The 26,461-nt window shown below is 43.2% G+C and carries 30 protein-coding genes; 11 read left to right on the top strand and 19 right to left on the bottom strand.

All coding sequences use genetic code 11. The features are described from left to right. Positions 1 to 84: 84 nt before the first annotated feature. The 3 genes from CLV38_RS02490 to CLV38_RS02480 all read right to left on the bottom strand — a co-directional run bounded on the left by CLV38_RS02490 (position 85) and on the right by CLV38_RS02480 (position 2,832). Positions 85 to 1,785: a DUF2207 domain-containing protein gene (locus CLV38_RS02490; RefSeq protein ID WP_106191079.1), complete on the bottom strand. Its 1,701-nt coding sequence runs from the start codon at positions 1,783 to 1,785 to the stop codon at positions 85 to 87. 142 nt (positions 1,786 to 1,927) lie between these two features. After that, positions 1,928 to 2,110, bottom strand: a complete 183-nt coding sequence (locus CLV38_RS02485) for a hypothetical protein (protein ID WP_106191077.1) — start codon at positions 2,108 to 2,110, stop codon at positions 1,928 to 1,930. Positions 2,111 to 2,127: 17 nt separating this feature from the next. Further along, positions 2,128 to 2,832, bottom strand: coding sequence for an NAD(P)H-dependent oxidoreductase (locus CLV38_RS02480; RefSeq protein ID WP_106191075.1), 705 nt, complete (start codon positions 2,830 to 2,832; stop codon positions 2,128 to 2,130). Positions 2,833 to 2,969: 137 nt separating this feature from the next. On the opposite strand from CLV38_RS02480, the gene dhaK reads away from it, so the two are divergent. The 3 genes from dhaK to dhaM are packed head-to-tail and all read left to right on the top strand — an operon-like array spanning position 2,970 to position 4,938. Continuing rightward, entirely contained in the window at positions 2,970 to 3,962 is a 993-nt protein-coding gene (gene dhaK, locus CLV38_RS02475; RefSeq protein WP_106191073.1) for a dihydroxyacetone kinase subunit DhaK, read from the top strand. A gap of 18 nt (positions 3,963 to 3,980) precedes the next feature. Then, positions 3,981 to 4,568, top strand: coding sequence for a dihydroxyacetone kinase subunit DhaL (gene dhaL, locus CLV38_RS02470; RefSeq protein ID WP_106191071.1), 588 nt, complete (start codon positions 3,981 to 3,983; stop codon positions 4,566 to 4,568). After that, on the top strand, positions 4,561 to 4,938 hold the full coding sequence (gene dhaM / locus CLV38_RS02465) for a dihydroxyacetone kinase phosphoryl donor subunit DhaM (RefSeq protein WP_106191069.1): 378 nt from the start codon (positions 4,561 to 4,563) through the stop codon (positions 4,936 to 4,938). Before dhaL ends, dhaM begins: the two co-directional genes overlap by 8 nt. A gap of 20 nt (positions 4,939 to 4,958) precedes the next feature. Here the strand turns inward: dhaM and CLV38_RS02460 are convergent, their stop codons facing one another. Together CLV38_RS02460 and CLV38_RS02455 are read right to left on the bottom strand one after the other, a co-directional pair. Further along, positions 4,959 to 5,570: a DEAD/DEAH box helicase family protein gene (locus CLV38_RS02460; protein WP_106191067.1), complete on the bottom strand. Its 612-nt coding sequence runs from the start codon at positions 5,568 to 5,570 to the stop codon at positions 4,959 to 4,961. Then, the gene (locus tag CLV38_RS02455) at positions 5,571 to 6,008 is read right to left on the bottom strand and encodes an acyl-CoA thioesterase (protein ID WP_106191064.1); all 438 of its coding nucleotides are present in this window, start codon (positions 6,006 to 6,008) and stop codon (positions 5,571 to 5,573) included. It lies immediately after the preceding gene. Between the two features lie 132 nt (positions 6,009 to 6,140). Here CLV38_RS02455 and CLV38_RS02450 point away from each other — a divergent pair, with 132 nt between their 5' ends. Beyond that, on the top strand, positions 6,141 to 6,347 hold the full coding sequence (locus CLV38_RS02450; protein WP_106191062.1) for a C4-dicarboxylate ABC transporter: 207 nt from the start codon (positions 6,141 to 6,143) through the stop codon (positions 6,345 to 6,347). A gap of 187 nt (positions 6,348 to 6,534) precedes the next feature. Here CLV38_RS02450 and CLV38_RS02445 read toward each other — a convergent pair whose 3' ends face one another. From CLV38_RS02445 to CLV38_RS02420, 6 genes are all read right to left on the bottom strand, one after another. Next, complete coding sequence (locus tag CLV38_RS02445) at positions 6,535 to 7,257, bottom strand: MIP/aquaporin family protein (protein WP_106191059.1); 723 nt, start codon at positions 7,255 to 7,257, stop codon at positions 6,535 to 6,537. Between the two features lie 2 nt (positions 7,258 to 7,259). Beyond that, positions 7,260 to 8,939, bottom strand: coding sequence for an FAD-dependent oxidoreductase (locus tag CLV38_RS02440; RefSeq protein WP_106191056.1), 1,680 nt, complete (start codon positions 8,937 to 8,939; stop codon positions 7,260 to 7,262). A gap of 26 nt (positions 8,940 to 8,965) precedes the next feature. After that, complete coding sequence (gene glpK / locus CLV38_RS02435; RefSeq protein ID WP_106191052.1) at positions 8,966 to 10,486, bottom strand: glycerol kinase GlpK; 1,521 nt, start codon at positions 10,484 to 10,486, stop codon at positions 8,966 to 8,968. A gap of 146 nt (positions 10,487 to 10,632) precedes the next feature. Continuing rightward, entirely contained in the window at positions 10,633 to 11,259 is a 627-nt protein-coding gene (locus CLV38_RS02430) for a general stress protein (protein ID WP_106191050.1), read from the bottom strand. Between the two features lie 454 nt (positions 11,260 to 11,713). Continuing rightward, on the bottom strand, positions 11,714 to 12,703 hold the full coding sequence (pta, locus tag CLV38_RS02425) for a phosphate acetyltransferase (protein ID WP_106191047.1): 990 nt from the start codon (positions 12,701 to 12,703) through the stop codon (positions 11,714 to 11,716). 85 nt (positions 12,704 to 12,788) lie between these two features. Continuing rightward, a complete protein-coding gene (locus CLV38_RS02420; protein ID WP_106191045.1) occupies positions 12,789 to 13,475 on the bottom strand; it encodes a uracil-DNA glycosylase in 687 nt (228 codons plus the stop codon). A 98-nt stretch (positions 13,476 to 13,573) separates the two neighbouring features. Here CLV38_RS02420 and CLV38_RS02415 point away from each other — a divergent pair, with 98 nt between their 5' ends. Continuing rightward, on the top strand, positions 13,574 to 14,458 hold the full coding sequence (locus tag CLV38_RS02415; protein WP_106191043.1) for a Cof-type HAD-IIB family hydrolase: 885 nt from the start codon (positions 13,574 to 13,576) through the stop codon (positions 14,456 to 14,458). 75 nt (positions 14,459 to 14,533) lie between these two features. Here the strand turns inward: CLV38_RS02415 and CLV38_RS02410 are convergent, their stop codons facing one another. Together CLV38_RS02410 and CLV38_RS02405 are read right to left on the bottom strand one after the other, a co-directional pair. Beyond that, a complete protein-coding gene (locus CLV38_RS02410) occupies positions 14,534 to 15,148 on the bottom strand; it encodes an NUDIX hydrolase (protein ID WP_106191041.1) in 615 nt (204 codons plus the stop codon). A gap of 69 nt (positions 15,149 to 15,217) precedes the next feature. Further along, on the bottom strand, positions 15,218 to 15,949 hold the full coding sequence (locus tag CLV38_RS02405) for an NAD-dependent protein deacylase (protein WP_170068787.1): 732 nt from the start codon (positions 15,947 to 15,949) through the stop codon (positions 15,218 to 15,220). Positions 15,950 to 16,063: 114 nt separating this feature from the next. Here CLV38_RS02405 and thiD point away from each other — a divergent pair, with 114 nt between their 5' ends. The 3 genes from thiD to CLV38_RS02390 all read left to right on the top strand — a co-directional run bounded on the left by thiD (position 16,064) and on the right by CLV38_RS02390 (position 17,823). Continuing rightward, positions 16,064 to 16,888, top strand: a complete 825-nt coding sequence (gene thiD, locus CLV38_RS02400; RefSeq protein WP_106191036.1) for a bifunctional hydroxymethylpyrimidine kinase/phosphomethylpyrimidine kinase — start codon at positions 16,064 to 16,066, stop codon at positions 16,886 to 16,888. 72 nt (positions 16,889 to 16,960) lie between these two features. After that, entirely contained in the window at positions 16,961 to 17,125 is a 165-nt protein-coding gene (locus CLV38_RS02395) for a YvrJ family protein (protein ID WP_106191034.1), read from the top strand. A gap of 125 nt (positions 17,126 to 17,250) precedes the next feature. Next, positions 17,251 to 17,823 (top strand): LURP-one-related/scramblase family protein, encoded by a 573-nt coding sequence (locus CLV38_RS02390; RefSeq protein ID WP_106191031.1) that lies wholly within the window; start codon positions 17,251 to 17,253, stop codon positions 17,821 to 17,823. 64 nt (positions 17,824 to 17,887) lie between these two features. Here the strand turns inward: CLV38_RS02390 and CLV38_RS02385 are convergent, their stop codons facing one another. Genes CLV38_RS02385 through CLV38_RS02375 form a run of 3 tightly spaced genes read right to left on the bottom strand, consistent with a single transcriptional unit; the run spans position 17,888 to position 20,538 of the window. Then, on the bottom strand, positions 17,888 to 18,445 hold the full coding sequence (locus tag CLV38_RS02385) for a GNAT family N-acetyltransferase (RefSeq protein WP_106191029.1): 558 nt from the start codon (positions 18,443 to 18,445) through the stop codon (positions 17,888 to 17,890). 15 nt (positions 18,446 to 18,460) lie between these two features. Beyond that, a complete protein-coding gene (gene uvrC, locus CLV38_RS02380) occupies positions 18,461 to 20,251 on the bottom strand; it encodes an excinuclease ABC subunit UvrC (protein WP_106191026.1) in 1,791 nt (596 codons plus the stop codon). A 32-nt stretch (positions 20,252 to 20,283) separates the two neighbouring features. Further along, a complete protein-coding gene (locus tag CLV38_RS02375; protein ID WP_106191227.1) occupies positions 20,284 to 20,538 on the bottom strand; it encodes a hypothetical protein in 255 nt (84 codons plus the stop codon). Between the two features lie 198 nt (positions 20,539 to 20,736). Between CLV38_RS02375 and CLV38_RS02370 the strand changes: the two genes are divergently transcribed. From CLV38_RS02370 to CLV38_RS02360, 3 genes are all read left to right on the top strand, one after another. Next, positions 20,737 to 21,720, top strand: coding sequence for an aldo/keto reductase (locus CLV38_RS02370; protein ID WP_106191024.1), 984 nt, complete (start codon positions 20,737 to 20,739; stop codon positions 21,718 to 21,720). Positions 21,721 to 21,895: 175 nt separating this feature from the next. Further along, complete coding sequence (locus tag CLV38_RS02365; protein ID WP_170068786.1) at positions 21,896 to 22,435, top strand: ECF transporter S component; 540 nt, start codon at positions 21,896 to 21,898, stop codon at positions 22,433 to 22,435. 40 nt (positions 22,436 to 22,475) lie between these two features. Next, positions 22,476 to 22,868 carry a DUF4430 domain-containing protein gene (locus CLV38_RS02360; RefSeq protein ID WP_106191019.1) on the top strand — a complete coding sequence of 131 codons (393 nt, stop codon included), beginning with the start codon at positions 22,476 to 22,478 and terminating at the stop codon, positions 22,866 to 22,868. Between the two features lie 96 nt (positions 22,869 to 22,964). Here the strand turns inward: CLV38_RS02360 and CLV38_RS02355 are convergent, their stop codons facing one another. The 3 genes from CLV38_RS02355 to CLV38_RS14025 form a co-directional block, all read right to left on the bottom strand. Next, on the bottom strand, positions 22,965 to 23,711 hold the full coding sequence (locus tag CLV38_RS02355; RefSeq protein ID WP_106191016.1) for an alpha/beta fold hydrolase: 747 nt from the start codon (positions 23,709 to 23,711) through the stop codon (positions 22,965 to 22,967). 19 nt (positions 23,712 to 23,730) lie between these two features. Further along, positions 23,731 to 24,531, bottom strand: coding sequence for an AAC(3) family N-acetyltransferase (locus CLV38_RS02350; protein ID WP_106191014.1), 801 nt, complete (start codon positions 24,529 to 24,531; stop codon positions 23,731 to 23,733). 621 nt (positions 24,532 to 25,152) lie between these two features. Continuing rightward, positions 25,153 to 26,394 carry a 3D domain-containing protein gene (locus tag CLV38_RS14025; protein ID WP_281260033.1) on the bottom strand — a complete coding sequence of 414 codons (1,242 nt, stop codon included), beginning with the start codon at positions 26,392 to 26,394 and terminating at the stop codon, positions 25,153 to 25,155. Between the last annotated feature and the right edge of the window lie 67 nt (positions 26,395 to 26,461).

Here is a 26,461-nt window from a genome sequence, read left to right as displayed (position 1 = left end):
AGGATTAGTCAACAAAAAGGCAGACAGACCGGTCGATCCGATCTGTCTGCCTTTTACTGTTTCAATGGATGGATACTGAACATATCAGCGTGCGCCGCCACCGCCGCCGCCGATTGCACCGCCACCTCCACCGATCGAAGTAGCTCCTCCTCCACCGGCAGATGAGTACCCCGCACTTGAATACCCGCTGTGCATGCTGCTGGAAAAGACATGCAGTCCGTAGTAGTGACTGTAATAGTAAGGGATATAGTCAATTTCCTGCTCATCCCAATCTGGAAGGAGGTTCTCCAGTTGTTTGATGACATCTTCTTCTTTACCATAAAGGCTTGCCCACATCAGGAACGACTCTTCCGGAATCAGCTGACGATAAGTCAATGACTTGTCTTTACTGATCGAATCCAGATGATTGTCAAATTGAGTTAACTGATCGTACACTCTCTGTCCTTTTTTGGTGATTGAAACGAACGGAATAGTCATTTTAAGGAAAGTTAACGAATCTTCTTTTATATAGCCTTCTCTGATCAGTGTTTCTTTTGATTCATCTTCAATCATTTTTTCAAATTCTGAGAGTTTCTGAGCATTTTTCTCAGCCCATTTTTTCATTTCTTTATTGCTCATCTGATTATTTTCATCAGAAGCTTCTATGAGAGTATCCCAAAGCTCACATTCAACTTCAGACACCACTACAGAATTATCTTTTCTGCGATCAAATTTTTCAGGTAAAAAAGTCAGTCGAGACTGTTTGTTCTTTTTCCCTTCTTCTTTTTCAATGATCAGACAGCTGTCTTTCGACCACTTAAGTAGAAAGGCAAAGAAATAATGTTCAAAGGATCCTTTCTGTAACTGCCTTAGGAAATAGGCAATGTCGATAATATCACCATCTTTATAGGGGATATCTGTAAAGTAGAGTCCTTTATTCCGCTTGCGCTGTTCATGGCTGTTCGGAACCCTGTTCTGCTCTTTTTTCAGATTCTCGATTTTGAAAATCAGACCGAAAATCCCTGCCAGAACAACAGCTATCCCTCCAAAAACAGTCGCAAAAAAGCGTCCGTCAAAATCACTTTCTCCCCCTCTGCTGGCATTGCTCTCAGCTTCCTCCACTACACTTTCAAGTGAACGGTCTTCGTAATATGACAGCAAAAACGGGTCATTCAGAAATTGGACAAGTACTGTAACTGGTCGATCTGACTGGATCGCTTCCTGCGTATAGGAATACACTGATCCATCAAGCAACTCGACTTGGCCATCGTATCCAAATCCCCAGATACGTGTGTCGTCTTCTGAAAAATTGAATGGTCCGGAGATTTCAATCGTCATGTTTTCAGGATGGATATCCCCAAACGTGTTAAAATTATAGTGCATTGATTGTCCATCATTCAACTGTCTGACCATATTGGATATCGTGTAGCTGACTTCGTAATTCTGACTGCCGTAGTCTCCGATACCCCAGACCAATTCTTTTCCGTCATCTGTCTCAATCACACCGTATGTATCTGCTTTTTCTTCACGTGACTGACTGGAATCCCATTCTGACTGACCGGTCATATTTTCTACATAGAAATCAATGACTTCCAGTCCCTCTTCTTCATTGATGACGATATACAGTTCAGTTCCATCATCCATCGTCATTTCCCTATATTCTGTGATGATTGCCGTGCCGTTTTCCAGCAGCTCCATTTCTATCGTTAAATCATGCAGCGTATTTGCCTCAACCTCCAGAGGACTCGCTAAAAACACTACACTGGCTAATAACAGTACAAACCAGCTTATTTTACCCACTTTCATAGTCTTGCCTCCCTTTTTGAACTTGATACCAGTATATCCAACTAGACAGAGAAAGAATACGGTCTTAGGACTGATTTTTTACTTTTTAACTGAAATCCGTTCAACCATTCCGAATCAGAAGAGAGGAAAGGAAGACAATCTGTCAGACACCCCAGTTTCCCGGACTCCATAATGTGCCATCCAGTTCTCCCTGCAGCTGCTCTTTGCGCAGGTCCTGTTCTTTCAAAATATCAATAGCTTCCTGCAGTAATGCTTTCTGCTTATAATCCTGACTCGTTTCGAAAAGACGCTCCAATTCCTGGATGATCCATTCCTGTTCATTCATCTTAGCCCTACTTTCTATCAGTCGTGGTAATTGTCGATATGCATCCTCAGCTCGTCCAGTTCCATACGGTTGTCTTCTACCCGTTCAATTACCTGGTCTATAACAAACGCTACATTTTCCCCCGGGAGTGTTTCCTCGGACGTTTCAGCCAAGGCCTTCACGAGCCATTCTTCTCTATATTTTAATGAATCCGGTTTTGATAAGGTTACATACTGCTGATAGTCGATCAGCAGCCTCATTTTTTCGGCTTCATTTTTATATGGAAACTGAAATACAGCCAGTGGTTTTAAATACGTCATTCCCGTTTTTTTAGCTACGGCCTGATATGGTCTGGTCAGTTCGCTGATACTGAACCCCTCCTGGCCGCCTGCCTGATAGTCTTTTTCAGCCAATCCAATCGACAGGACCAGTCCCAGTTCCTTGCCTTCCAGCTTATTCCCTCTATAGCCAAATGCAAAATGGTCGGTAAGCACTTCATCCTGCCACTTTTTCAGCATAGGCGGGGAGGAATACCAGTAGAAAGGAAACTGGAACAGAATACGGTCGTGCAGTCTTAATAGTGCCTGCTCTTTTTCAAAATCAATCACGCCATCAGGATAGGTCTTTTCAAGCAAATGAACCGTCACCTGATCAGATGACAGATGGCTGATAGACTGGAGCAGAAACTGCTGACTGCTCGATTCGTCAACGTCGGGATGACTGATGATGATCAATGTTCTCATATCTATTCTCCTTACTCTCTTTGTTTCTCTTACCTTCAGTATACCAAAAAGAAGAAATGAAAGTGAATAATTAGAAGTTCGAAATGAAAACGGGTACAATGGAGAAGTAGAGATATGATAAGGAGGAGTATGTGCATATGAAGAAAATTATTAATCAGCCCGATCAGGTAGTCGATGATATGCTGAACGGACTCGCTTATGCTTATGATACTATTGTCAGTCGTGTGCCAGGTACGACCGTTATCGTCCGAAATCTCGAATCAGACAATCGCGTGGGTCTGATCAGCGGTGGCGGCAGTGGTCATGAACCAAGCCATGCCGGATTTGTCGGTAAAGGTATGCTCTCAGCAGCAGTGGCAGGACAAGTCTTCACTTCACCGACGCCCGATCAGATCCTTGAAGGCATCAAAGCCGCTGACGAGGGAAAAGGTGTCTTCATGATCGTAAAAAATTATACCGGTGATGTCATGAACTTTGATATGGCCAAAGAACTGGCTGAACTCGAGGATATAGACGTTGATTTTGTCGTTGTCGATGATGACATTGCAGTGGAAGACAGTACATTTACTGCCGGGCGCAGAGGAGTCGCCGGAACAGTCTTCATGCACAAAATACTCGGTGCTGCAGCAGATGCCGGTGCCAGTCTACAAGACATAAAGACACTAGCTGAAAAAGTAAACAACAGTGTCTATTCCATCGGATTAGCCCTTTCGCCTGCAACAAACCCTGAAGTCGGTAAACCAGGTTTTGAGCTGGAAGAAAATGAAATAGAATTCGGCATTGGTATCCACGGTGAGCCGGGTTATAGTCGTGAAACTCTTAAACCATCTAAAGAGCTGGCGGAAGAATTCGTCAGGAAACTTAAAAAAGAAATAGGCTGGACTTCAGGTGACCGCTTCGCTGTTCTGGTCAACGGCATGGGGGCGACTCCTTTGATGGAACAGTTCGTCTTTATGAATGATCTCAAAACTCTTCTTGCGGGTGACGAAAAACTGGATCTTGTGTTCAAGAAAGTCGGCGATTACATGACCGCCATCGACATGGCAGGTGTCTCGCTGACCTTACTCAAAATCGAAGATGATGCATGGATCGACCACCTGAACTCTCCTGTTGAAGTCATTGGCTGGTAATCAGAAAGGATGAAGAGAATGGATAAAACGGAAAAATGGATTAACTGGATCACACATTTTACAGAAGTAATTATTGAACATAAAGACGATTTGAACGGACTTGACTCTGCAATAGGCGACGGTGATCATGGAAGCAATATGGACCGTGGCGTAAAAGCAGTGAAAGAAAAAATCGATGGAGCTGACTACGATGAACTGACCGATTTGTTCAAAGACATCGGTATGCGATTAGTGAGCAAAGTAGGCGGTGCAAGTGGTCCCCTGTATGGCTCTGCTTTTATTTCTATGGCTAAGGCGGCTAAAGAGTCACAAGAACCCGCTGTACTCCTCGAGGCAGGATTAGAAGGTGTTGTTAAACGCGGAAAAGCTGACCCTGGTGAGAAGACAATGGTTGATGTCTGGCATCCGGTAGTCAATTCCGTGAAAGAAGGCTCTCTTACTCAGTCAGTAATAGATGACGCTCTTGAAAGCACAAAAGAAATGAAAGCCACAAAAGGTCGCGCATCCTATCTGGGAGAGCGGTCGATCGGACACATCGATCCCGGTGCACAGTCCAGTGCTTATCTCTTTACGACACTGCTTGAGGCAGGTGTTTTAGATGACTAAATCCACAGGTATCTTACTCGTATCACATGTGAAAGAAGTGGCCGAGGGACTCACTCGCCTTCTGGATCAAGTAGCTGGAGATGTCACCATTAAAACAGCAGGGGGTTCAGAGGATGGCGGTATCGGAACCAGCTTTGACCTGATAGCTGAGACACTCGAGTCATTCGAAGAAAAAACGATTTTTTGCTTTTTCGACCTCGGCAGCGCACAAATGAATCTTGAAATGGCTATTGAGACATCGGACAAAGATGTCCAACTAATGAAAACTGCTTTCATAGAAGGAGCCTATACAGGAGCATCACTCCTTCAGGCAGAGGTTGATCCTGATGAAATCAGCAGACAGCTGAAAAAACTTGTGATTAAAGACTAAATGTAAAGACGACTTTTCCTTCAATCAGGAGAAGTCGTCTTTTTATAGCCGTTAGCTGTCATCCAGTGAACAATAGATGCGGCTGTATCTTCAGGACTCAGATTTGAATTGTTGATTCTCAGGTAGTTAACTTCCGGGAGTCGTTCAGGCACTTCCCCTTCATAAGAGATCAACCTGTGCTGTTCCATACTCCTAATCAGTTCATTCTTGGAAAAAACGGTATCTCGCTTTGATGGTTTCATCTCGAGGCGGAAGTCACTGGTATTTCTTTTTAGTCTTTCGTCAAGATCCGCTTCCAGTTCAATGAAATAGACAGCACCGTCTGCATCCAGAAAGTGTGAAGTCCACTGCTTAAGAACAGCCCAGTCCGTCTCAAGATCAAACCCAATGACGACGGTCATGATAATTCCTTTTGTTACGTTAGTGGCGGGGTGCTTGACAAAAGCTTCAAACAGATCGCCTCTCACTTGATCTGATAAGCGGAACGTTTCTGATGTGTAGCCGAGAAACTTAGCAAACAGATCAATCGTTTCATGATTAAACAGGAGTGACGCTTCTATCTTTTTCTCAAGTGCATGCCCCACCGTCATCTTTCCGACTGCCTGAGGACCAACAATCAGTATCAGATCCATTTACTTCACAGCTTCTTTCTCATACGCATCGTGAAGTGTATTGAATAGATCGAACAAGTTCTTGTGTCCGCGTTTAAGTGACAGTGGCCGATATGTGTCTTTATTTAAAAAAGCGTGTTTTGACTCTCCGACTGTTCTAACCTCTTTGGACAAGGAGTCTCTTACGACATAACTGATGACCATTTTGACACCCGTAAATTCTCTGATACTCGCTTCAATTTCAACTGTTTCTCCATACCGGACCATGCCTTTGTAATCGGCCCGTACAGATAACACAGGGATGACGATGCCCTCTTCTTCCATTCTGTGATAACCATAGTTGATCTCATCCATCAAGTGAGACCTTGCTTCTTCAAACCACCTGATATAATTCGAATGGTGAACGATTTTCATCTGATCTGTCTCGTAGTACTGTACTTTATGTACACATGGTGTCATTTTTGTGTCCTTCTTTCTGTTATCCAAACCCTTTATTGAGTTCTAGTGTAGCACAATCCCCTTACTTTGTGGTAGAATCGAATCATAATTAATTGTGTAATATATCACTAGCACACGTTGAGGAGGCGCAGCATGAAACAGACTATCGGAATAACACTTGGGTGGATCGCTATCTTGTCAGCTATTATCGGATTTTTCTGGCAGGCAACTATTATGGGAGCAGTTGCTATCGTATTAGGTATTATTGGATTTTTCCTTAAAGCAGATACTACCCGCATGAGCATGACAGCTATTGGATTAGCTCTAGTAGCAATCTTATTCAATATGGTCTCTTATTGATCACTTTGTCCTTATTTTAAAGGCCATTACCTCTACCAGAGAAGTAATGGTCTTTTTAATGCGTTGACCCTTATTTCTTGTGATCATTCATACTTACATCTTATTCCTTTTTGCTTTTGGACAGACAAAAACTGAACCCTCATTAGACAGACGGGTTCAGTTTTTTCGATTTTTTGATTAGACTGTCTTACATCGTCATGAGTAAGAAAATCAGTGCTCCTAATGCTCCACCAATCAGTGGTCCTACGATTGGGATCCAGGAATAAGCCCAGTCAGAAGAACCTTTGTTGGCTATGGGTAAAATCTGGTGTGCAATACGCGGTCCTAAGTCACGAGCAGGATTGATTGCATAACCAGTCGTTCCCCCTAGGGAGACACCAATCGCAACAATCAGCAGACCAACGATCAATGGATTCAGACCATCTGTAAAGTCCCCTTGTGTAAAGGCCAGAAGTCCAAAGACCAGTACGACGGTTGCGATTGTTTCTGACAACAGGTTCCATTTAGACCCCTTGATTGCCGGTCCGGTTGAGAAGACGGCCAGTATGGCACCTTGATCATCAGTTGCCTTGAAGTGAGGCATATAATGAAGCCAGACAAGTACAGCTCCTGCGAATCCTCCGGCAACTTGCGCGATCGTGTAAGGAATCACCATCCCCCATCCAATCTCGCCGGCAACTGCCATACCTAAGGTAACCGCCGGATTGATATGTGCGGGCGACAGCCAGCCAACAGCGTAAACAGCCATTGCAACACCCAGGCCCCAGCCGACAGTAATCATCAGCCATCCGCCTTCATATGATTTTGTTTTCTTAAGGACATTAGCTGCAACAACACCGTCACCAAGTAAAATCAGAATCATCGTTCCAAAAAATTCGCCAAGTAATTGTTGAAATAAGGTCGTATCCAAAACTAGTCTCCTCTCTGTGTGCGTTTAAAGTTATCGAGTGCCGTATCTGTTATCCGTTCCTCCAGATGCTCTGACCAATTCCGTTTTTCCTGATCACTCCAGCCTAATTCTTCAGATAGCACCTTTAGCACAGGTGTTTTCAGCTGACTGATCCTGTCCATCGCAAACAGCAGCGTATCTGTCCGTCTGCCGAAGAAGTCTTCAGGAGCCATGACCATTTCATGCTCCAGACCATAAGCCAGCTGCAGTGCATCCTTGAGTGGAAGATTATAGGTCTCTGCCCTTGACTTTAAGGCGTATAGTTTCTCAACATTAGTGCCGTACCAGTCTGCCAGGTCGTGGGCCTCTTCTTCGGTGAGACCAGCTTTCACGCCTTCTTCAATGTGCTGCTCGATGAACTGATCGAATGCTTTAGGATTCTCTACATCTCCTCCTGACAAAGGAATCGTTTGTGTATCGACTTGGTCAAAAGAAACATTCAGCTTCTCAAATTCTCTATCAATCACTTCTGAAGCATCCTCCGCCATTCGTCTGTAATCTGTCAGTTTCCCTCCAGCTATGGTGATCAGTCCATCATCTTCTACAAAAATCTCGTGCCCTCTCGAAATCCCAGATGGATCATTATTGTCTTCATCCTGAATCAGCGGTCTGAGACCTGACCAGCTTGATTCGATATCCTCAATAGTAATATTAGCCTCTTTAAAGCGGTGATTGATTGTTTTTAACAGGTAGTCAATGTCTTCTTCTGTGATGGAGGGTTCTTCATATGATCCTTCAAATGGTGTATCTGTCGTCCCGAAATAGGTTTTATTCCCTCTTGGAATGATAAAAATCATACGATTGTCTTCCTGGCCGGAATCTGTGTAAATCGTTCGTGAGACAGGGAGTTTTGAACGGTCGACTACAAAGTGGACTCCTTTAGTCGGGTACATTTTTTCTTCCGTTTCTCCAGATCTTTTTTTCCGAACCTCATCAGACCATGGACCAGTTGCATTCACGATTACTTTAGCAGCAATCTCAAACTGATTATCTGTTAGAGTATCCATTGCACGTACTGCTTTTATCTTTCCCTGTTCATCATATACAAAGTCTTCAGCTTTTACATAGTTCGTCATGACAGCGCCGAGTTCATGTGCTTTTTTAATTGTTTCAATCGTCAGTCTAGCATCATCGTTTGTGTAATCAAGATAGAAACCACCTGCCAGCAAACCTTCATCTGTTAAACCTGGCTCCTCTTCAAGCACCTTATCTTTATCTACAAGGTAATGCGCCCACTTCTCGTCGATATCAGCCAGGTAATCATACAGGTGAAGCACTACTTCAGCTGTAAACTTATTAAATGAAGCACCTGGTTCCTCGTATACAGGCATCAGCATGTAGCTTGGCTGCACAATATGTGGTGCTATACTGCCTATTACTGCTCGTTCTTTAGCGACATCAGCCACCAGTTCCACATCGAATTGCTTAAGGTAACGCAACCCACCATGAACAAGTTTGCTTGAACGGCTGCTTGTGCCACCCGCAAAATCCTGCATCTCTATGAGCCCGACTTTCATTCCTCTCGCTGCCGACTGAAGTGCAAGTCCAGCCCCGGTTATTCCACCGCCGATAATTAGTACGTCCATTTCTTCATTAGTCAGTTTTTTTATATTGTCTTGTCTTGTCTGAGCTGAAAATATCATCTGCTATCAGCTCCTTCCTGCTGAAATTAGTCTTCTTTTTTCGTACGTTTAGGTTTAAATTTAAAAGCCTGTGTTGCTTTAACAGCTGCCTGCCAGCCCTCATATAATTCTTCTCTTTTTTCCTCTTCCATTTTTGCTTCAAAGGTAGCTGATTTATCCCATTTAGCTTTGATTTCATCCAGATCTTTAAAGAATCCAGTTGCGAGTCCTGCCAGATAGATTGCCCCTAAAGCAGTCGTTTCCATTATTTTAGAGCGTTCAATTTTTACATCCAATATATCTGCCTGGAACTGCATCAGGAAGTCATTCATACTGGCTCCCCCATCAACACGCATCGTTTCTGTTTTCAGACCCGCATCCTCGTTCATTGCATCCACAACATCACGTGTCTGATAAGCCAGTGACTCAAGGGTTGCACGGATGAAGTGCTCTTTCTCCGTTCCACGAGTCAATCCGAACACAGCGCCCCTCGCGTCCTGATCCCAGTGTGGCGCTCCTAATCCTGTAAAGGCTGGCACGACATACACATTGTCAGTGGTATCAACTGCTGTGGCATATTTCTCGGACTGCGGTGATTCTCTGAACATACGCAGACCATCTCTGAGCCACTGGATTGCTGAACCTGCAACGAATATAGCCCCTTCTAACGCATAATAGACTTCTCCATCCAGTCCATAAGCAAGAGTCGTCAGCAGACCATTTTCTGAAATGATCGGTTCTTTTCCAGTATTCATGATAATGAAGGCGCCCGTTCCATAGGTATTTTTGACCATCCCTTTTTCAAAAGCAGTCTGTCCAAATAAGGCAGCCTGCTGGTCACCCGCTATCCCTGCGATCGGCACGTTCGTTCCGTTAAAGATGGCATCCATGGTTTTGCCGAATATACCTGATGACGGTTTGACTTCTGGCAGCATATTTTCAGGTATAGCCAATAAATCCAGAATTTCTTTATCCCATTCAAAGTCGTAAATATTATAAAGCATGGTTCGGCTCGCATTTGAGTAATCAGTGGCATGGACTTCTCCACCTGTCAGTTTCCATAACAGCCAGGTATCGATCGTTCCAAATAGCAGCTCTCCGTTCTCAGCACGTTCTCTGGACCCTTTTACTTCATCTAAAATCCACTTGATTTTAGTTCCAGAGAAATAGGAATCGACGATGAGACCTGTTTTTTTATGAATCGTTTCTTTGTGGCCGTCATCAACCAGTTGTTGAGCGATTTCTGACGTTTGCTTAGACTGCCAGACCACCGCAGGGTAAATCGGTTCGCCTGTTTCTTTATCCCATATGACGGTTGTTTCACGCTGGTTAGTGATCCCGATACTGTCCAACTCATCTGCTTGAATGCCAGCTTCAATCATTACACTCGCCATTACCTGGAGTGTTTTAAGCCAAATTTCATTCGCATTGTGTTCCACCCACCCCGGTTCTGGAAAGGACTGGTCGATTTCCTTCTGTGAACTCCACTTCGGTTCTCCATCTTGATCAAAAATGATTGCCCGCGTACTCGTCGTTCCTTGATCGATTGCCATAATGTATTTTGCCATTGCTATATCTACTCCTTTTCCTCATATTGTAAAGGCTTACCATCGAATTAAGTATAACATTGCAGAGAACCATTCTTCTAATTATAAGCATGTGAGAAGATATACTTGTTAATACATTCCGAAAACCTCCATAAAATTAAATGTAATCAAAAAGAGAGAAAAGCAGTAACTGCTTTTCTCTCTAACTTTTCACAGGAAATGGTACACAATCTTAATAAATCATTTGCCGTCAAGGGATAACGATACATAGATGTATTCTCAGAATCATGTGATTTGAACGTCGTGTAAACATCTGCTTCCTGTTCAGGCGTTGCTTCCACCATTACGATAATCTTGTCATCTTTAAGATAACTTTCGTACTGTTTGGCTTCTTCTTCAGGCATGCCAGCACCTACTAATGCTCCTATAATACCTCCACCACCAGCTCCGATGCCTAAACCGGCTAATGTGGTGGCAAGAGGTCCTGCCGCCACTACTGGCCCAATACCTGGTATGGCAAGCAGACCGATTTCTGCGATCAGACCACCAATACCACCGAGTACACTGCCAGAAACAGCACCTATTCCAGCGCCTTTACCTGTACTTTTGCCTCTGCCTTCTTTGTCTGAATCGACATCAGTACCTGTATCCTCCTGCAGTTTGTCTACTTGATCCTGATCTTTTGCAAATATAGAGATATCATCTTTAGTGTATCCACTGTTCTGTAATTCTGTGATGGCTCTCTCAGCATTATCAATGTTTGAAAAAACGCCACCTATTAATTTTTTATCCAATCAAAACACTCTCCTTTTATTCTATTCTGTACGGATTAGCCAATTGCACTAGTTCGTTCATCTAGTATAAAAGTGATACCATTTCCCTCACATATTTCATGGTAACGACAATACGTCTTCATGTCAAAAGTGAAGGCCTAAGAGTTTAAAAGCTTTAACAAAGCCTTTTAAAATTAAAATTGCTTGATTAACTTCTAAAATTTCTGAAGGGCCCTGAATTAAATTAGTCATATCTTAACAAGAAGAGGTTGTTTGTGGCTTAACTGTATAACTCCTTAAAAAATACATTTCCTCTTACTATTTTCACAAAAAAAGCCTCGCTTTTTTCATTCAAGACTTTCTGCAAAAATCTTTTACCTGACAGGTTTGTAATAACACCAATCTTCACATCCTAACATAGACAAAAACGAGCAGCCTGAAATAAATCAGCTGCTCGCTCAGATCCTGTATTAAATTAAGTTAGTTCGCTCAATAAGGCCTGGTTTGCAGTGATGATGGCTGTTTTGTACACATCTTCTTCTACACACCCGCGAGACAGATCTGATACTGGTTTGTTTAATCCCTGCAGAATCGGTCCAACTGCTTCGAATCCGCCTAAGCGTTGAGCAATTTTGTAGCCGATGTTTCCAGACTGTAACTCAGGAAAGACGAATACTGTTGCTTCACCTGCAACTTTAGACTCAGGTACTTTCTGTTGAGCTACTGCGGGAACGAATGCTGCATCAAATTGCAGTTCACCGTCAATAGCCAAATCTGGTGCCAGTTCCTGTGCGATTTTAGTCGCATTGCGAACTTTTTCCGCTTCTGGAGCATTGGCAGATCCTTTTGAAGAGAAGCTCAAAAGAGCCACTTTTGGATCGATACCGAACATCTTAGCTGTACGGGCACTTTCCACTGCTATTTCTGCTAAAACCTGCTCATCAGGATTAGGATTGATGGCACAATCAGAGAATAGATATTTTTCTTGTCCTCTTCCGCGCAGCATGATGAAGGCGCCTGAAGTCCGGCTTACGCCAGGACGTGTTTTAATGATTTGTAGTGCTGGACGGACAGTATCTCCTGTAGAGTGAACTGCACCACTGACTAATCCTGCTGCATAGTCCAGGTAAACCAGCATTGTTCCGAAATAATTAACGTCTTTAAGCTGTTTTCTAGCCTGTTCTTCAGTTGCTTTTCCTTTACGGCGTTCAAGGAATGCTTCAACCATTTCGTCAAATTTGTCATACGTTTCAGGGTTGATGATTTCGATATCAGTCAAGTCGTATCCGTGAGCTTTCGCTTCTTCTTTAATGTCTTCTTCTTTCCCGATTAAAACAGGCTCCAGAATGTTTTCATAATGCAGACGCAGTGCTGCACCTAATATACGTTCATCTGTTGCTTCCGGAAAAACGATTTTCAAGTCTTTTCCGTGTATTTTCTGTTTTAGTTCTTCAAATAATTCCACTGGTGTTTCCCTCCAAGATTTGTTTTTTACGTTCTTCATCATACCACTATTTCTTACTTTTTCACAGTTCAACTGCTTTTTTTCTCTATTCCACCGGGTTTTCAGGGAGTTTCCAGTCGATGGGCTCCACTCCGATATCCTCAAGAGCTTTATTCGTATCTGAAAAAATACCTGATCCCAAAAATCCTCGATAAGCAGATAACGGACTAGGGTGTGAGGTTGTCAGGACAATGTGCTTTGTGTCGTCAATCATCTTCTGTTTTTTCTGAGCCGCATTTCCCCACAGCAGAAACACGATCGGTTCATCCCGTTCATTCAATTGAGTGATAACATAATCTGTCAGCTCTTCCCACCCCTTTCCTCTGTGAGAATGAGCCTGGCCTTCTCTGACTGTCAATACTGTATTTAGTAGCAGCACCCCTTCTTCCGCCCACTTTCTAAGGTAGCCATGATTGACCGGTTGGATTGACAAATCCCTTTCCAGCTCTTTGTACATATTCTTAAGCGAAGGAGGGACAGTCACTCCAGGTCGGACCGAAAAACTCAATCCGTGTGCCTGCTTCACACCATGATAAGGATCTTGTCCCAGCAGGACTACTTTCACTTCACTATATGGCGTCCATTCGAACGCCTGCCAGATATCCGTCATCTCAGGGTAAATGGTTTGGCTCGCATACTCTTCTTTTAAAAAGTCTCTAAGGTTTTGATAGGTAGAAGACTGAATCGCTTGTTCCAGAATAGGTTTCCAGTCGTTAGTTACCGGTATAGACATTATCATTTTCCTCCTATTTGGATATAAATAGTATAGCTTTTATTGTCATTTTTGGTAGACTGAAGGTGTAGAGATGAAGAAAAAGGAGATTAACTAGAATGATCAAACTAATTGTGTCCGATATGGACGGGACGCTCCTCAATGAACGTATGGAGATCCCAACAGCAACTGTTTCACTAATCAAACGAGCTCAGGAACGCGGGATTCATTTTGCTGTAGCAACCGGGAGGGATTACCCACTTGCGGCGCCTCTTTTAAAAGAGCAGATGGTGCTTTGTCCACTTATTGCATCTAATGGTGCACAGTATTTTGACGGATCTGGACGAAATCTATACAACATCGGCCTGGAAAAGAAAACAGTCCGGGATATGTTGTCTATTTGTTCCAAATATGATGGCCTTCACGAGGAACTGATGACTTCAAATGGCATCTATTCCAATAATATCGACCAGAGAGAAGAACTCGTTGCGACAATGTTGTCAAGCACGAACCCCGATATATCCTTTGAAGAAGCTCTGGAAATTGCAAAAGATAAGATAGAAGAGATGGACATCAAATTTGTCCATGATTATTCCGAAGTGATTGACGACAATAGTCTCGTTATTTTAAAAGTCGCTGTCCACTCTATGGAAGGACAAAATGTCCTGGGGCCTTTGAAGAAAGAACTGTACGATTCTATTTCTAATCTGGCTATTACAGCCTCCAGTACAAAAAATCTTGAAATCAACCACCTGGGCGCTCAAAAAGGTCTGGCAGTTGCCAGACTGGCCAGGGATCTGGGCCTTAAACGGGATCAGGTCATGACCATTGGAGATAATATCAATGATATTTCCATGCTGGAATGGGCCAAGTATTCTGTCGCTATGGCAAATGGCGAAGACGAGGTCAAAGCAGTGGCAAACTACGAGACGGCTTCCAATCGTCAAAATGGTGTAGGCGATGCTATTTCCAGAGTCTTGAGCGGGAAAATATATTCACAGTAAACTAAATAAATCCTGTAAGTGACACTGTTCTGTACTCAGAATTTCCTTTCTGACGCAGACAGTGTCTCTTTTTAGTTATGACTGACTCTGTTCTTCTATCAGTTCAATGAATCGCTGCATGAATTGAGCTGTAAATCCCCATAAAAACTGGTTCTCCAGTCTATAAAATGGGATCATCTGCTTCCGGTTTGACCACTTATGTCCTGTCCCACTCGACATTAATTCAAACGGAAAATCCTCTTTATGCTCGATTTTTAGTTCCACAGAATGGACCTCAGGTTTTTGCTTGAAGAAATAGGTTAAGGGAATCGTGAAAATTTCCTCGACTTCTTCGTTTGGGTGTATTGATTCGATCGGGCAGTTCACCAGTTCCCCGACAAAGCAGTGGATGATGTGTGTTTGTGTCGCAATATAGTCAATTTCACCATAAACTGTAATGTGATCCAGATCAAGGTTTAACTCTTCCTGAGTTTCCCTCACTGCCGCCTCTTTATAGGTTTCGTTATTTTCCAAAGCACCTCCGGGAAAAGAGGTTTCTCCTGGCTGAGAGACAATCTGGCTTCTTTTCTCAAACAGGACGTGAAGAGTGTCTTCTATTCGAATAAGCGGTAAAAATACCGCAAACTCTTTTTGTCTGCCTATTGGCTTAGGATCATAGTGTTCTATCGTTTTTCTGATCGTCTCTAACATGTCATCTCTCCATTACACACTAATAGGATAGGGGTGCCATTTTTGCTGAAACCCTCTTTTTTGGAAGTATTACTTTTTCATTGCTTTCTCAACAGCTTTTACCCATAAGCAGATGCTTTCCTTAAATGTCACCGCAAACGGGTACCGGATTCCTGTTTGTCCTTTGTTAACCAGAATACTTTTCCCCCCATTATAATCGTAGACTAGACCTGCTGCCGGGTAAACATTTAAACTCGTTCCCATGACAAGAAGAATATCAGCCTCCTCAACTGCTTTAATACTCTCGAACACAGCTTTTGAATCCAGTGCTTCTCCATATAATGTCACCGCCGGCCTGGCCCATTCACCATTCACACTTAAACCGTCATCTGTTTCTATGGCCTCTCCATAAGTAAAACTACCCCCAGATGCCGTGATGACTCTATTGACATTTCCATGAAGTTCAATCACATTAGCGCTTCCGGCCTTCTGATGGAGTCCGTCAATATTTTGCGTAACGATCGTTACTTGTGCGCCCCTGTCTTCCAGTCGTTTAAGAAAATAATGTCCTTCATTCGGTTCAGCAGTCGGATGACGCAGGGCGTTCCTGAAAAAAGAGTAAAAGAGGGCTGGCTCCGACTCGAAAAAATGGCTGCTCAGCACCTCTTCCAAGGGGACTTTCAGGCTGGTGTTCTGATTATACAAGCCTTTACTGGATCTGAAATCAGGGATCCCGCTTTCAGTAGACAGTCCTGCTCCGCTGATAACCGCCACCTTTCCAGGCTGCTCAAACCAGTTAGCTACTGTGTCTAAATCCGTCATGTGAATCTCCTTCCTATACCTTTTGATGTTTCTTCCTGATACTATTATACTAGGGATGAACACGAAATTCATAACAATCCATTATTTGACTTAAAAACTACAGGAGGCTACACAATGACTAACCCAAACATCACGTTGACGATCGCCGGAAACGATGCAAGTGGCGGAGCTGGAATCGCCGCTGATTTGAAGACATTCGCTGAATACGGCACATACGGTATTGCTGCATTAACTGTTATCGCTACAATGGATCCAGAAGACAACTGGAGTCATGGGGTCACTCCAATCGATGCCCAAATCGTTAAAAATCAGCTCGATACGGCATTTGCCGGACCCGTAATTGGAGCAGCTAAAACCGGTATGCTGCCAAACGAATCAGTTATCACTGTCATTGCAGACAAACTAAAAGCTCACCCAAACACCCCATTAGTGGTGGATCCTGTTATGGTCTGTAAAGGAGAATCAGATGTGCTCAACCCTGAAAATGTCACCGCTATGAAGAATATGCTGGTGCCTCTGGCAACTGTCATCACGCCAAACCTTTTCGAAGCCGGTCAGTTATCAGAACTCGGCTTGCTCCATACCTTGGATGACATGAAAAAGGCTGCTCAGATTATTCACGGCAACGGGGCAAAAATGGTGGTGATCAAGGGTGGCAAAGCCCTTGAAGGGGAAGACGCGATTGATCTCGTCTATGACGGTGAAACATTTACTACCTTATCTGTAAAAAAAGTAGCCAATCCAACAAATCACGGTGCCGGTTGTACTTTTGCTGCTGCTATAACTGCCGGTCTCGCTAAAGGGATGGAGCCTCTTGACGCTGTTAAAAAAGCAAAAGATTTTGTAACAGAAGCCATTCAGGCTGGGTTTGAATACAATGAGTTTGTCGGCCCAGTCTTTCACAGCGGCTACCGCCTAAACAGGCAAAGTAATATCTGACTTTTAAGGTAACACTTCTCCCTCTCTTTTTCGTTTTTATAAGTAGACGAAAAGAGAGGAGACGTGACCCTAATGCCAGAGACCAGTTTATTTCCGGCTGTCATCGACATGATTGCAAATGTAGGTTTTCCCATCTTCATTTCCTTAGTGCTTTTGCACAGGATGGAAACCAAACTCGATGCCGTCGTTAAGGCGCTCAATGAACTGACGACAGTGACTGCGCGCAGACAACAATAGCTATCTGAAAAAAGAGCATAAATAAGTGCTCTTTTTTTTAGGAATAGTATTGCAATTTTACTGAATGGTAGTGGTATAATATAAGAGTAGCCAACCACACATGACACGAACTAGAGGTGATGAAAATGGTTCGTCTTTTTATCAAAAAGGAATACGAAACAATTCAGGACCGCATGATCGTCACCACTGAATCAGGTGACAAACTGTATCTGATAGTGGGAAAGTGGGGACGTTTAGGCGATAAACTGTCAGTCTATTCGATGGACGGCAAACGTATCGTGGAAGCAAGGCAAGTCGTATTATCTGTATTTCCAAAATTCCGGCTGTATCAGGACGGCATTAAAATCGGCACCATAAAAAAACGCCCGGGATTACAAGGACTGAAGAACCCCTATTTTACGGTCACTCGGCTGAATTGGATGATCACCGGAGACTACGACAAGCAGATCTTCACTGTCAGACGGTTTACAAAGAAAATTCTGACAATTGAAAAATCCGTTTCATTCACAGGCGAATTTTATATCCTGAACTTTGAAAATGAAACGATTGCGCCTGTCGCCTGTCTTATATCGCAGCTTCTGGATCATTATGAACAAAGCAAAGAAAACACCTGGAATGACATGAAACAGGAGAAATACAGCTTAAGTTTTATGCACCCTGTTCTGATGAAATTGAAGAAACTGATCTGGACGAAATAACGATTCTTAAACTAAAAAGTGGCTCTCAGGAATGAAAATTTCCTTGAGAGCCACTTTTTAGTATTTATACTCGTTTCTGCATATGATCATACAGATGATCTGCTATCCTGACTTCCCCGGTTTTAATAAAGCCTTGCGCTTCATATAACTTAAGAGCCCGGGGATTCCCGTGATCGACATTTAAGCCTACATCGGGAAGACCCATTGACCGTGCTCTGTCATAGCCGGCAGCCATCAGCGCTTTGCCTACGCCTCTTCCTCTGAAGGTCTCTTTAGTGACAAGTGAATCAAGGTACCATTCCCCTTCAAGTGATTCGCCATCACTGTAAGTATCAAAGGATGGCAGACCATGAGCGTTGATTACAGTCGCAAGCGGCTCATACACAGCCTCATCGCCTCCAGGGTAACCAAAGCAGAAACCGGCAATTCCTCCTTCGGTGTCATAGACCAGCGCATTTTTATAGCTTTGTCTGTAGTTGTCTCCTTTTACAGCCTCTACTAAGGCAGGTTTCAGCTGTTCCCAGGGGACTTCCGACATAACAGGCAGTTCCATATCAGTCAGTATGACCTTAAAGAGTTCGACTATTTCATCTGCATCTTCTCTGCGTGCATCTCTGATCATTTCCTTATCTCCTAATTACCCACTCGGTGTTGTCTGTTCAAGCGTCGCTTTAATTCGTTCAGCGACCCCTTTTGATATCCCGAGTTTGGTTAATTCTTCAATATCTGCTTCTTTCAGTCGCTTCATTGATTTAAAATGACGCAGGACTTTTGTTCGTGTCTTAGGCCCTACTCCTTCAATATCATCCAGCTGACTGGTGAAACTATTTTTACTTCGAACATTCCGGTGAAACGTGATTGCAAATCGATGCACTTCTTCCTGTATCCGCTGGACCAGATGGAAAGACTGGCTTCTAGAATCTAGTATGACAGGCTCGAAATCTTCTCCAAAAATCAGACCAGCTGTCCTGTGTTTATTATCTTTGACCATTCCTGCCACAGGGATATTCAGTGATAATTCGTTCTGAAGAACATCTACAGCCGCATTGACCTGAATTTTTCCACCGTCCATTAAAATCAGATCCGGCAGTGGTTTTCGTTCTTTCAGCAGCCTTGAGTACCGTCTGCGTATCACTTCCTGAGTCGTCGCATACTCGTTACTTCCGACAACTGTTTTGATCTTGTATTTACGGTAATTTGTTTTATCCGGTACGCCGTCTTTAAATGAGACCATCGCCGAAACCGGATTAGTTCCTTGAATATTCGAGTGGTCAAATGCTTCGATACGTTCAATATAAGGCAATCCCATCCGTTGAGATAATTCTTCCATTGCCCCTGTTGTTTTACGTTCTTTCATTTCGATCAGCCGGAACTTTTCTTTCAAAGCCAGTTCACTGTTTTTTCCAGTTAAATCAAGCAGTTCCTTTTTACGGCCTTTTTGGGGTGTCATGACTTTGGCTTCAAGAGCCTCTTCCAGCACATCACGATCAACAGTATCCGGCACATAGATTTCCTTTGGTTTCTGATTATTTTTATCCTGATAATACTGAATCATGAAACTCATCAGTTCTTCTTCAGGCGTATCGTAAATCGGAAACATCGTCGCTTCGCGTTTAATCAGGGTAGCCTGTCTGACAAAAAAGACCTGAATGGAAATCCAGCCTTTATCCATGTAATAATTGAAAAAATCTCTTGGCGTATAATTGTTGGAAATGATTGACTGTTTCTCAACTGTGCGTTCAATATAGGAGACCTGATCACGAAATTCTGCCGCGCGTTCGTAGTTCATTTCTTCTGCAGCTTCCTGCATCTTCTGTTTCAAATCCCGCTTGATATCCGTCACATTTCCGTTGAGGAAAGACTTGATGCGACTAATCTGTCTGTCGTATTCTTCTTTTGGAATCTCATGATCACAGGGACCGATACACTGTCCAATATGATAATAGAGACAGGCTCTGCCCTGATGCCCATTACACTTTCTGAGAGGGTATATTTTCTGTATCAGTTGTTTCGTCTCAGAAGCTGCCCAGACATCAGGATATGGACCGAAATAATAGGCGCCATCCTGTTCGACCTCTGAAGAAATGACGAGCTGAGGATCTTTTTCATTCGTGATTTTCAAATAAGGATAACTCGTTCCCCGTTTAAGCCTGATATTGTATTTCGGCTGGTGTTTTTGGATAAGGGTAACTTCCAGAAGAAGGGCTTCTTTGTCTGATCCGGTAACGATCGTCTCAAAATCTACAATGTCTTCAACCAGCCGTTTCGTTTTCCCTTCATGCTCGCCGCGGAAATAGGAACGGACCCGATTTCTTAAATTCTTTGCTTTCCCGATGTAGATGATTTCATCCTCTTTATTTTTCATGATGTAACACCCCGGGATATCCGGAAGCAGCTGTAGTTTATTTTCAATGATTTCTATAGACAAAAAGGCACCTCCTTCATCAGTCTGTCTGTAGTTTACTTTTCCTGTTCAAATATATAGAGAGAATAAAAAGTGTTGAAATCCGATTTTCCGACAGTGATGTCTTTGAATACAAATGGACTTCCCAGTTCATGCGATCCATCTTTGACCGCTTCGTCTATTGCATCTGCAATCGACTCATATACTGTATCGATTTCGTCATCAGACATTGAGCCGTATTTCGCCTGCCATGCTTCTAAAAAAGCCTGTTCATCTTTCTCGCGGTAAAAATCAATAAATACTTCTTCCATGTTCCCCTTCACCCTTTCTTCTCTTGTAAACGTCGCTTTTATTTTACCAAAAATGGGAACATTTGTCAGCCTTACAGTGACTTGATAAGATATTACTTACTAAACGTTATTTAAATTATCATGCAATCCTGAAGATGAAACGCTTACCGGATTCTATGCTATACTAAACCTAGACTTTTAAAATTGAGGAGAGATAGAATGAACTATAATCAATTAGGCGATTCAGGATTATCCATCAGTGAACTGGGATTCGGCACCTGGGCCATAGGAGGCGACTGGGGCACCCACAGTGACGAAGAGGCTTTTAAAGGGTTGGACCGCGCTATGGAAGCGGGCGTTAACTTCTTTGATACGGCAGACGTATATGGCGGTGGTCACAGTGAAGAACTCTTAGCTAAAGCCACTAAAGGAAAAGAAGATAAAATCCACATTGCAACCAAGTTTATCCGCAGTGGTGATATCAATGATCCGGCAAATTACTCTGAAGATCAGATCAGAGACTATCTGGAGAACAGTTTAAGACGACTGAACCGTGACACGGTCGATTTATATCAGATCCACTGCGCGCCACTGGACATGCTCAAAAAGACGGATATATTCCCCATCCTGGATAAGTTGAAACAGGAAGGAAAAATCAGAAGTTACGGTGTCAGTGTAGAGTCAGATGAGGAAGGCCTATATGTATTGGAGAATACCAATGCCAGTGCCCTTCAAGTTATTTTCAATTTACTCAGACAAAAGCCGTTAAAAGAGCTGTTCCCCAAAGCTCAGGAGAAAAATGTCGGCATACTCGCTCGTGTGCCTCTGGCAAGTGGATTACTGACAGGAAAATTCTCCAAAGATCATGCTTTTGAAGACAGCGACCACCGTAATTTTAACAAAGACGGTGCAGCATTTAATGTCGGCGAAACATTCGGGGGCCTTCCCTTTGAAAAAGGCGTGGAGCTCAGCGTTCAGCTGAAATGGATCGCAGAAGAACGCGGAAGTCAGACACGCGCAGCTCTTAAATGGGTCATGCAACAGGAAGCCGTTACCAGTGTTATCCCCGGTTTCAAAAACGAAAAACAAGTACTTGATAACCTTAAATCACTTGATGTCAAAGATTATTCTAAAGAAGAACTGACCCGATTAAGCGACTTTTACTGGAAAGAAGTGCACGATCATATCCGTGGTGCTTACTGATAACTTAAAAGGCAGCTGATGTAACTAAATGAGATCCTGACTGACATCAGGGTCTTATTTGTATTGTGGATGTCTTTTCGAGTTGGTATGATAAATCAATACACTATGAATCAGTTTTAGGTCTGCTCATTTTGCTAGCGGCCCTTATATGAAACAGCCGGTAAGGAGACAGATAATGAAGAAGCATTCTCATAACACTGACCGTTTTTCGGTGAGAGAAAAAACCAGAACACTGACACGTATCGCACTTCTGACTGCACTGGTATCTGTCGGACGTTTATCCTTTTCATTTTTACCAAATGTTCAGCCGATGACTGTCCTCCTGCTCTGCATCACCTTATATTTTGGGTGGAAAGAAGGCATTCTGGTCGCATTACTGTCGGTCATCCTGACGAATCTGTTTCTGGGAATGGGTCCATGGACGATTGCTCAGATAGGAGCATATGTTGTCCTGATTTTGCTTTCCAGTCTGCTTGAAAATGCACACGACGATGTCTCTATCCCACTGCTGCAAGTCTACGCTGCCTTTCTAGGCATAGTCTATGGGCTGGTCATCTCGCTTATCCAGGCGCCCTTATTTGGCTGGAACATCTTTATTCCCTATTACTTATCTGGGCTGACATTTGATCTGCTGCATGCTTTTGGAAATCTGGTCTTTTTCCCTTTGTTATACCCTATTTGTATGAGACTATTTAAACGCACTGATAAAAAATGAGTTCGAACAAAAAAAAGACAAGATATAGAGGAGACGAAAAATGAACAGAAAACTACATTATTTATTTGGAACAGCTATCGTAGTCGTTCTTCTGGTTGTCGGGCTATGGACACAAGATCTGGCATCCAACACTCCGACCACTGCCGATCAGGACCAGGAAGTGCAAGTAGTGATCATTGCACAAGGTGAGGAAGTCAACACTGATACCCTCATGGTTGCGGCTGACACCACCCTTATGGAACTGATGCAGCAGCATTATGACCTTATCGTGACTGCGGACGGCTTCGTTGAATCAATCGAAGGCATAGAGCAGGAACCTGAAAAGAATCTGTACTGGGTCTACGAAGTCAATGAAGAACAAGTAACTGAAGGCGCTGAAACCTTTATCCCTGAAGAAAATGACACTATTATCTGGGAACTGACCGCCTTTTAAAATAAGCACAGCCGACTTAAAAATGCAGTCGGCTGTGCTTATTTACTGTTTTATCCTTTTAAATCCTATTTCAATTTCGAGATCAGATTTCAGACTTCAGATCTTTCCCATTTCAGTGACAAAGTAATCGGTAATCTTATCCATCGTATGGCCTCTTACCAAGTGTTTTTCCTCTTCTTCTATAAACGTCAGATTGGCATGAGGATTTTCTTTAACGAATTCGACGACATCGTGGTAAGGAACGATCCGGTCCTGAGTCCCATGCCAGAATAACAGGGGGCGGCCATTCAGTGTTTCCGGTTTTAACGATAAATCATATTCCGGCACCCAAGCCAATAGAGATTGATAGTCCTGAGGGTAAAAACGTCCCAGTTCTTCTGCATGTGTAAAGATACGTTCTCTGTAGTTGACTGGTTTAGGTGATCCCATGATGCAGGCTGCTACTTTAATTTCAGGATGCTGAGTAAGCAGTGCGCAGGTCGTTATTCCTCCCATTGAGACGCCTCCAACTGCGAGACGGTCATCTGCCAGACCCAGTTTTTGAAAATGATGAACGATTGAGCCAAATTCGAACAAGTTTGTGTGAATGCTCTGCCAAAAGGTCAGCGAAGGGATTTTAGTCATCTCTTGCCTGCGGTCTCCGTGATTCGCCGCATCCGGTAGAATCACTCTGAACCCCTCTTGAGCCAGTTTTCTCCCCTGAGTCAAAACCAGTTCTTTGGCAGACTGCCAGCCGTGATAATAGACGATTAATGGCAGCAAATCATTTCTGCTTTCTCGCGGAACGACTTCCAGTACTGGAATAGTATCGGCTAGTGTACGCTGTCTTATTGTCAGTTTCATTTTAACTTCCCTCTTTTAATCAGGCTTTGGACTGTTTTCTTTGAAAATAATAACGCCACTTCTCTTCAAGCGGCTCATTGTCAGAAAACAGATCCGGATGTTGTTCGAGCAGTTCAGTCAGAAGTTCAGTCGTTTTTTCCGTATCAACAACTCGCGACTCAGCATTCCCAAAAGTGCCTTTTGACATGGCACCTTCTTCCTCTAATACCTCATCGACTTTCCAGAAGTGATGCGACCATGAGAGTCCACAGTGCCTGCGGGAAGGGACCTCAATCTTTTCTCCTGTGTGCAGCACACTGAAGAGTGCTTCGTGACTGTCCGTCATTCTTCCCGGAATGTCTACCCATTCTTCGATTCCATGTATAAAGGTGCACCTCGTTAAATCTACCCCTATCATGAGGACTTGTGCCTTTAGATCCACTATTTTACCCCAGACGGATTTCCGTGCACAAGGTGTGTCATGTTTATATTCTCCCTGAACCAGTTCTGCTGCCCCTTTACCAAGTGCAGAAACTGAATGAGTAGGGTGTTCTGAACGGATAGTTCCAGGTCTTTTTCTGAATTTTTCAGTTAAGATGCCTACATTTGAGGGAGACTCTTGTACATCGAAGACAGGGTTATCTTTATCAATGTACTTCCAGGTATGGGTAGGAAGGATTAGAAGACCTTCTTTCATAAACTCGATCAGTGCATCAAGCACAGTATCCGGTCCACCCTCTACCTCTCCTATACTTTTAAAGGAAGAGTGAACCAGTAAGGTTCCTCTTGCATCGATACCCATTGTTTTTAAGTGTTCGATCAGGTTGTCTTTAGAATACATACTGTTCTCCTTACTATTTAATAAAAAAATACGAATTTATATTACTCTATTTTGATTAAACAGTATTATTTAATGGAAAGCAACTCTCAAATCTAACAAACAGCTTAAAATACTATCATATCAAAAAGCTATTTTTGAATAATATCAATTCTGCTATTTAATTTGTGCTTTCTTCGTGAATGCATCCTTACTATCATATCTCTTTAACGCTCAGCTGCTTTCGACCTCTGAGTGAGCACGTAATCCGTTTTACTTCGCTACTCTACTGCTTTCGACCTCTGAGTGAGCACGTAATCCGTTTTACTTCGCTACTCTACTGCTTTCGACCTCTGAGTGAGCACGTAATCCGTTTTACTTCGCTACTCTACTGCTTTCGACCTCTGAGTGAGCACGTAATCCGTTTTACTTCGCTACTCTACTGCTTTCGACCTCTGAGTGAGCACGTAATCCGTTTTACTTCGCTACTCTACTGCTTTTGACCACCTAGTGGGCACGTAATCTGCTCAACTTCTCTATTCATCTGAAATACTCTCATCAGATATGCCAAGAATGAAAAAAGACCACTTGAGATCAGAATCTCAAGTGGCCCTTATAAACTATCCTATTAAATTAGAGTGCTCACTAGTCCAGTACACGAATAGTGACGCTACGTCTTCCCCATTGCAGTGCTTCTGCAACTGTTGAAAAGTGGATATCGATAATGTTGCCTTTGATTGCTCCACCAGTATCGCCTGCAATATAGACGCCCATACCTTCGACTTCTACCATTGATCCTAACGGGATAACAGATGGATCAACTGCGATGACACGAGAATTGACTCTTAAATCGATTCCTGTAGCAGTGTGAGTGCTTAAGCTAGGCTGTTTAGTAGAATACCCTGTAGCCTGCACACGTAACGTACGACCTGAGCTTTGTGCCGGTTTGGATGGTGCTGGAGCCGGTGCTGGTGTAGACTGTGCCGGCGCACTGCTTGTATTATTGTTTGAACTGTTGCTTGCTGCAGGAGCCGGTTGTTCGGCTGCTTCAGCTGAAGATTCATCTGATGATGAAACCGATACTTCCTGCTCTGCTGCTTTGCTTTCTGCAGTAGCTCTTGCCGCTGCTCTTTCCTCAGCCTGACGTTGAGCTGTCGCTTCTGCTGCTGCCTGTTCTTCTGCAGCACGCTGAGCTTCTGCACGGGCGGCTTCTTCTCTTGCCTGACGACGCGCTTCTTCTATACGAGCAACTTCAACTTCTTCTTTTTCAATCAAAGTAGTCAATTCTGTCTGGTTTTCATTAATTAAAGCTTGTAGAGAAGATACTTTCCCATCAAACTCTTCTCTCTGTTCTTCAGCTGCCGTTAATTGACCAGCCAGTTCAGCCTGACCTGTTTTTAGTTTATCTTCAAGTTCGACTAGTGTCTGTACTTCCTCTTGTGCTAAATCCAACTGATCGTTTCCGGCATCTGTTAATCTCATAATGACGATTGCACGATTGAATAAATCAGATAAACTTTCAGCTTCCAAAATAGTCAAGACAATATTCTGAGTCGTTTCGTTCAACTGTAATGACTGAAGACGCTGACGAGCTTGATCCAACCTAGCTTCAACAATTTCTTCCTGCGCAGCTACCTCAGATTCTGTCAGTTCAATTTCTTTCTCTTTTTCGCCTATTTCTGCGTTTAAATCCTCAAGTTCTATACTAAGTACACTGATTTCTTCCAGTACAGTATTGACTTCCTTCTGTAATGAGTCGATTTCGCTTTGCGTCTGTTCTTGCTGCTCTTGAATAGCTTCCAGCGTATTTGCTGAAACAGTTGTGGCATTGCCTAGAGATAAGAATGCTAAAACCGCAACAACCATACCTACCATATTCTTTTTCATCGCTTTAAAGAACACCCTTCTTATTTTGAATTTGAGATATCTTAAAATTAATTGTTCAATGCCACGT

The sequence above is a fragment of the Alkalibacterium olivapovliticus genome, assembly GCF_003003275.1.
GTDB classification, from domain to species: domain Bacteria; phylum Bacillota; class Bacilli; order Lactobacillales; family Carnobacteriaceae_A; genus Alkalibacterium; species Alkalibacterium olivapovliticum.
This window is presented reverse-complemented; position numbering and strand designations above follow the sequence as displayed.

Bases quoted from the DNA above. Each gene is read 5' to 3' on its own strand.
- CLV38_RS02490 (WP_106191079.1), bottom strand. From the start codon at position 1,785: ATGAAAGTGGGTAAAATAAGCTGGTTTGTACTGTTATTAGCCAGTGTA.
- CLV38_RS02485 (WP_106191077.1), bottom strand. From the start codon at position 2,110: ATGAATGAACAGGAATGGATCATCCAGGAATTGGAGCGTCTTTTCGAA.
- CLV38_RS02480 (WP_106191075.1), bottom strand. From the start codon at position 2,832: ATGAGAACATTGATCATCATCAGTCATCCCGACGTTGACGAATCGAGC.
- dhaK (WP_106191073.1), top strand. From the start codon at position 2,970: ATGAAGAAAATTATTAATCAGCCCGATCAGGTAGTCGATGATATGCTG.
- dhaL (WP_106191071.1), top strand. From the start codon at position 3,981: ATGGATAAAACGGAAAAATGGATTAACTGGATCACACATTTTACAGAA.
- dhaM (WP_106191069.1), top strand. From the start codon at position 4,561: ATGACTAAATCCACAGGTATCTTACTCGTATCACATGTGAAAGAAGTG.
- CLV38_RS02460 (WP_106191067.1), bottom strand. From the start codon at position 5,570: ATGGATCTGATACTGATTGTTGGTCCTCAGGCAGTCGGAAAGATGACG.
- CLV38_RS02455 (WP_106191064.1), bottom strand. From the start codon at position 6,008: ATGACACCATGTGTACATAAAGTACAGTACTACGAGACAGATCAGATG.
- CLV38_RS02450 (WP_106191062.1), top strand. From the start codon at position 6,141: ATGAAACAGACTATCGGAATAACACTTGGGTGGATCGCTATCTTGTCA.
- CLV38_RS02440 (WP_106191056.1), bottom strand. From the start codon at position 8,939: ATGATATTTTCAGCTCAGACAAGACAAGACAATATAAAAAAACTGACT.
- glpK (WP_106191052.1), bottom strand. From the start codon at position 10,486: ATGGCAAAATACATTATGGCAATCGATCAAGGAACGACGAGTACGCGG.
- CLV38_RS02420 (WP_106191045.1), bottom strand. From the start codon at position 13,475: ATGTCTATACCGGTAACTAACGACTGGAAACCTATTCTGGAACAAGCG.
- CLV38_RS02415 (WP_106191043.1), top strand. From the start codon at position 13,574: ATGATCAAACTAATTGTGTCCGATATGGACGGGACGCTCCTCAATGAA.
- CLV38_RS02410 (WP_106191041.1), bottom strand. From the start codon at position 15,148: ATGTTAGAGACGATCAGAAAAACGATAGAACACTATGATCCTAAGCCA.
- CLV38_RS02405 (WP_170068787.1), bottom strand. From the start codon at position 15,949: ATGACGGATTTAGACACAGTAGCTAACTGGTTTGAGCAGCCTGGAAAG.
- thiD (WP_106191036.1), top strand. From the start codon at position 16,064: ATGACTAACCCAAACATCACGTTGACGATCGCCGGAAACGATGCAAGT.
- CLV38_RS02395 (WP_106191034.1), top strand. From the start codon at position 16,961: ATGCCAGAGACCAGTTTATTTCCGGCTGTCATCGACATGATTGCAAAT.
- CLV38_RS02390 (WP_106191031.1), top strand. From the start codon at position 17,251: ATGGTTCGTCTTTTTATCAAAAAGGAATACGAAACAATTCAGGACCGC.
- CLV38_RS02385 (WP_106191029.1), bottom strand. From the start codon at position 18,445: ATGATCAGAGATGCACGCAGAGAAGATGCAGATGAAATAGTCGAACTC.
- CLV38_RS02375 (WP_106191227.1), bottom strand. From the start codon at position 20,538: ATGGAAGAAGTATTTATTGATTTTTACCGCGAGAAAGATGAACAGGCT.
- CLV38_RS02370 (WP_106191024.1), top strand. From the start codon at position 20,737: ATGAACTATAATCAATTAGGCGATTCAGGATTATCCATCAGTGAACTG.
- CLV38_RS02365 (WP_170068786.1), top strand. From the start codon at position 21,896: ATGAAGAAGCATTCTCATAACACTGACCGTTTTTCGGTGAGAGAAAAA.
- CLV38_RS02360 (WP_106191019.1), top strand. From the start codon at position 22,476: ATGAACAGAAAACTACATTATTTATTTGGAACAGCTATCGTAGTCGTT.
- CLV38_RS02355 (WP_106191016.1), bottom strand. From the start codon at position 23,711: ATGAAACTGACAATAAGACAGCGTACACTAGCCGATACTATTCCAGTA.
- CLV38_RS02350 (WP_106191014.1), bottom strand. From the start codon at position 24,531: ATGTATTCTAAAGACAACCTGATCGAACACTTAAAAACAATGGGTATC.
- CLV38_RS14025 (WP_281260033.1), bottom strand. From the start codon at position 26,394: ATGAAAAAGAATATGGTAGGTATGGTTGTTGCGGTTTTAGCATTCTTA.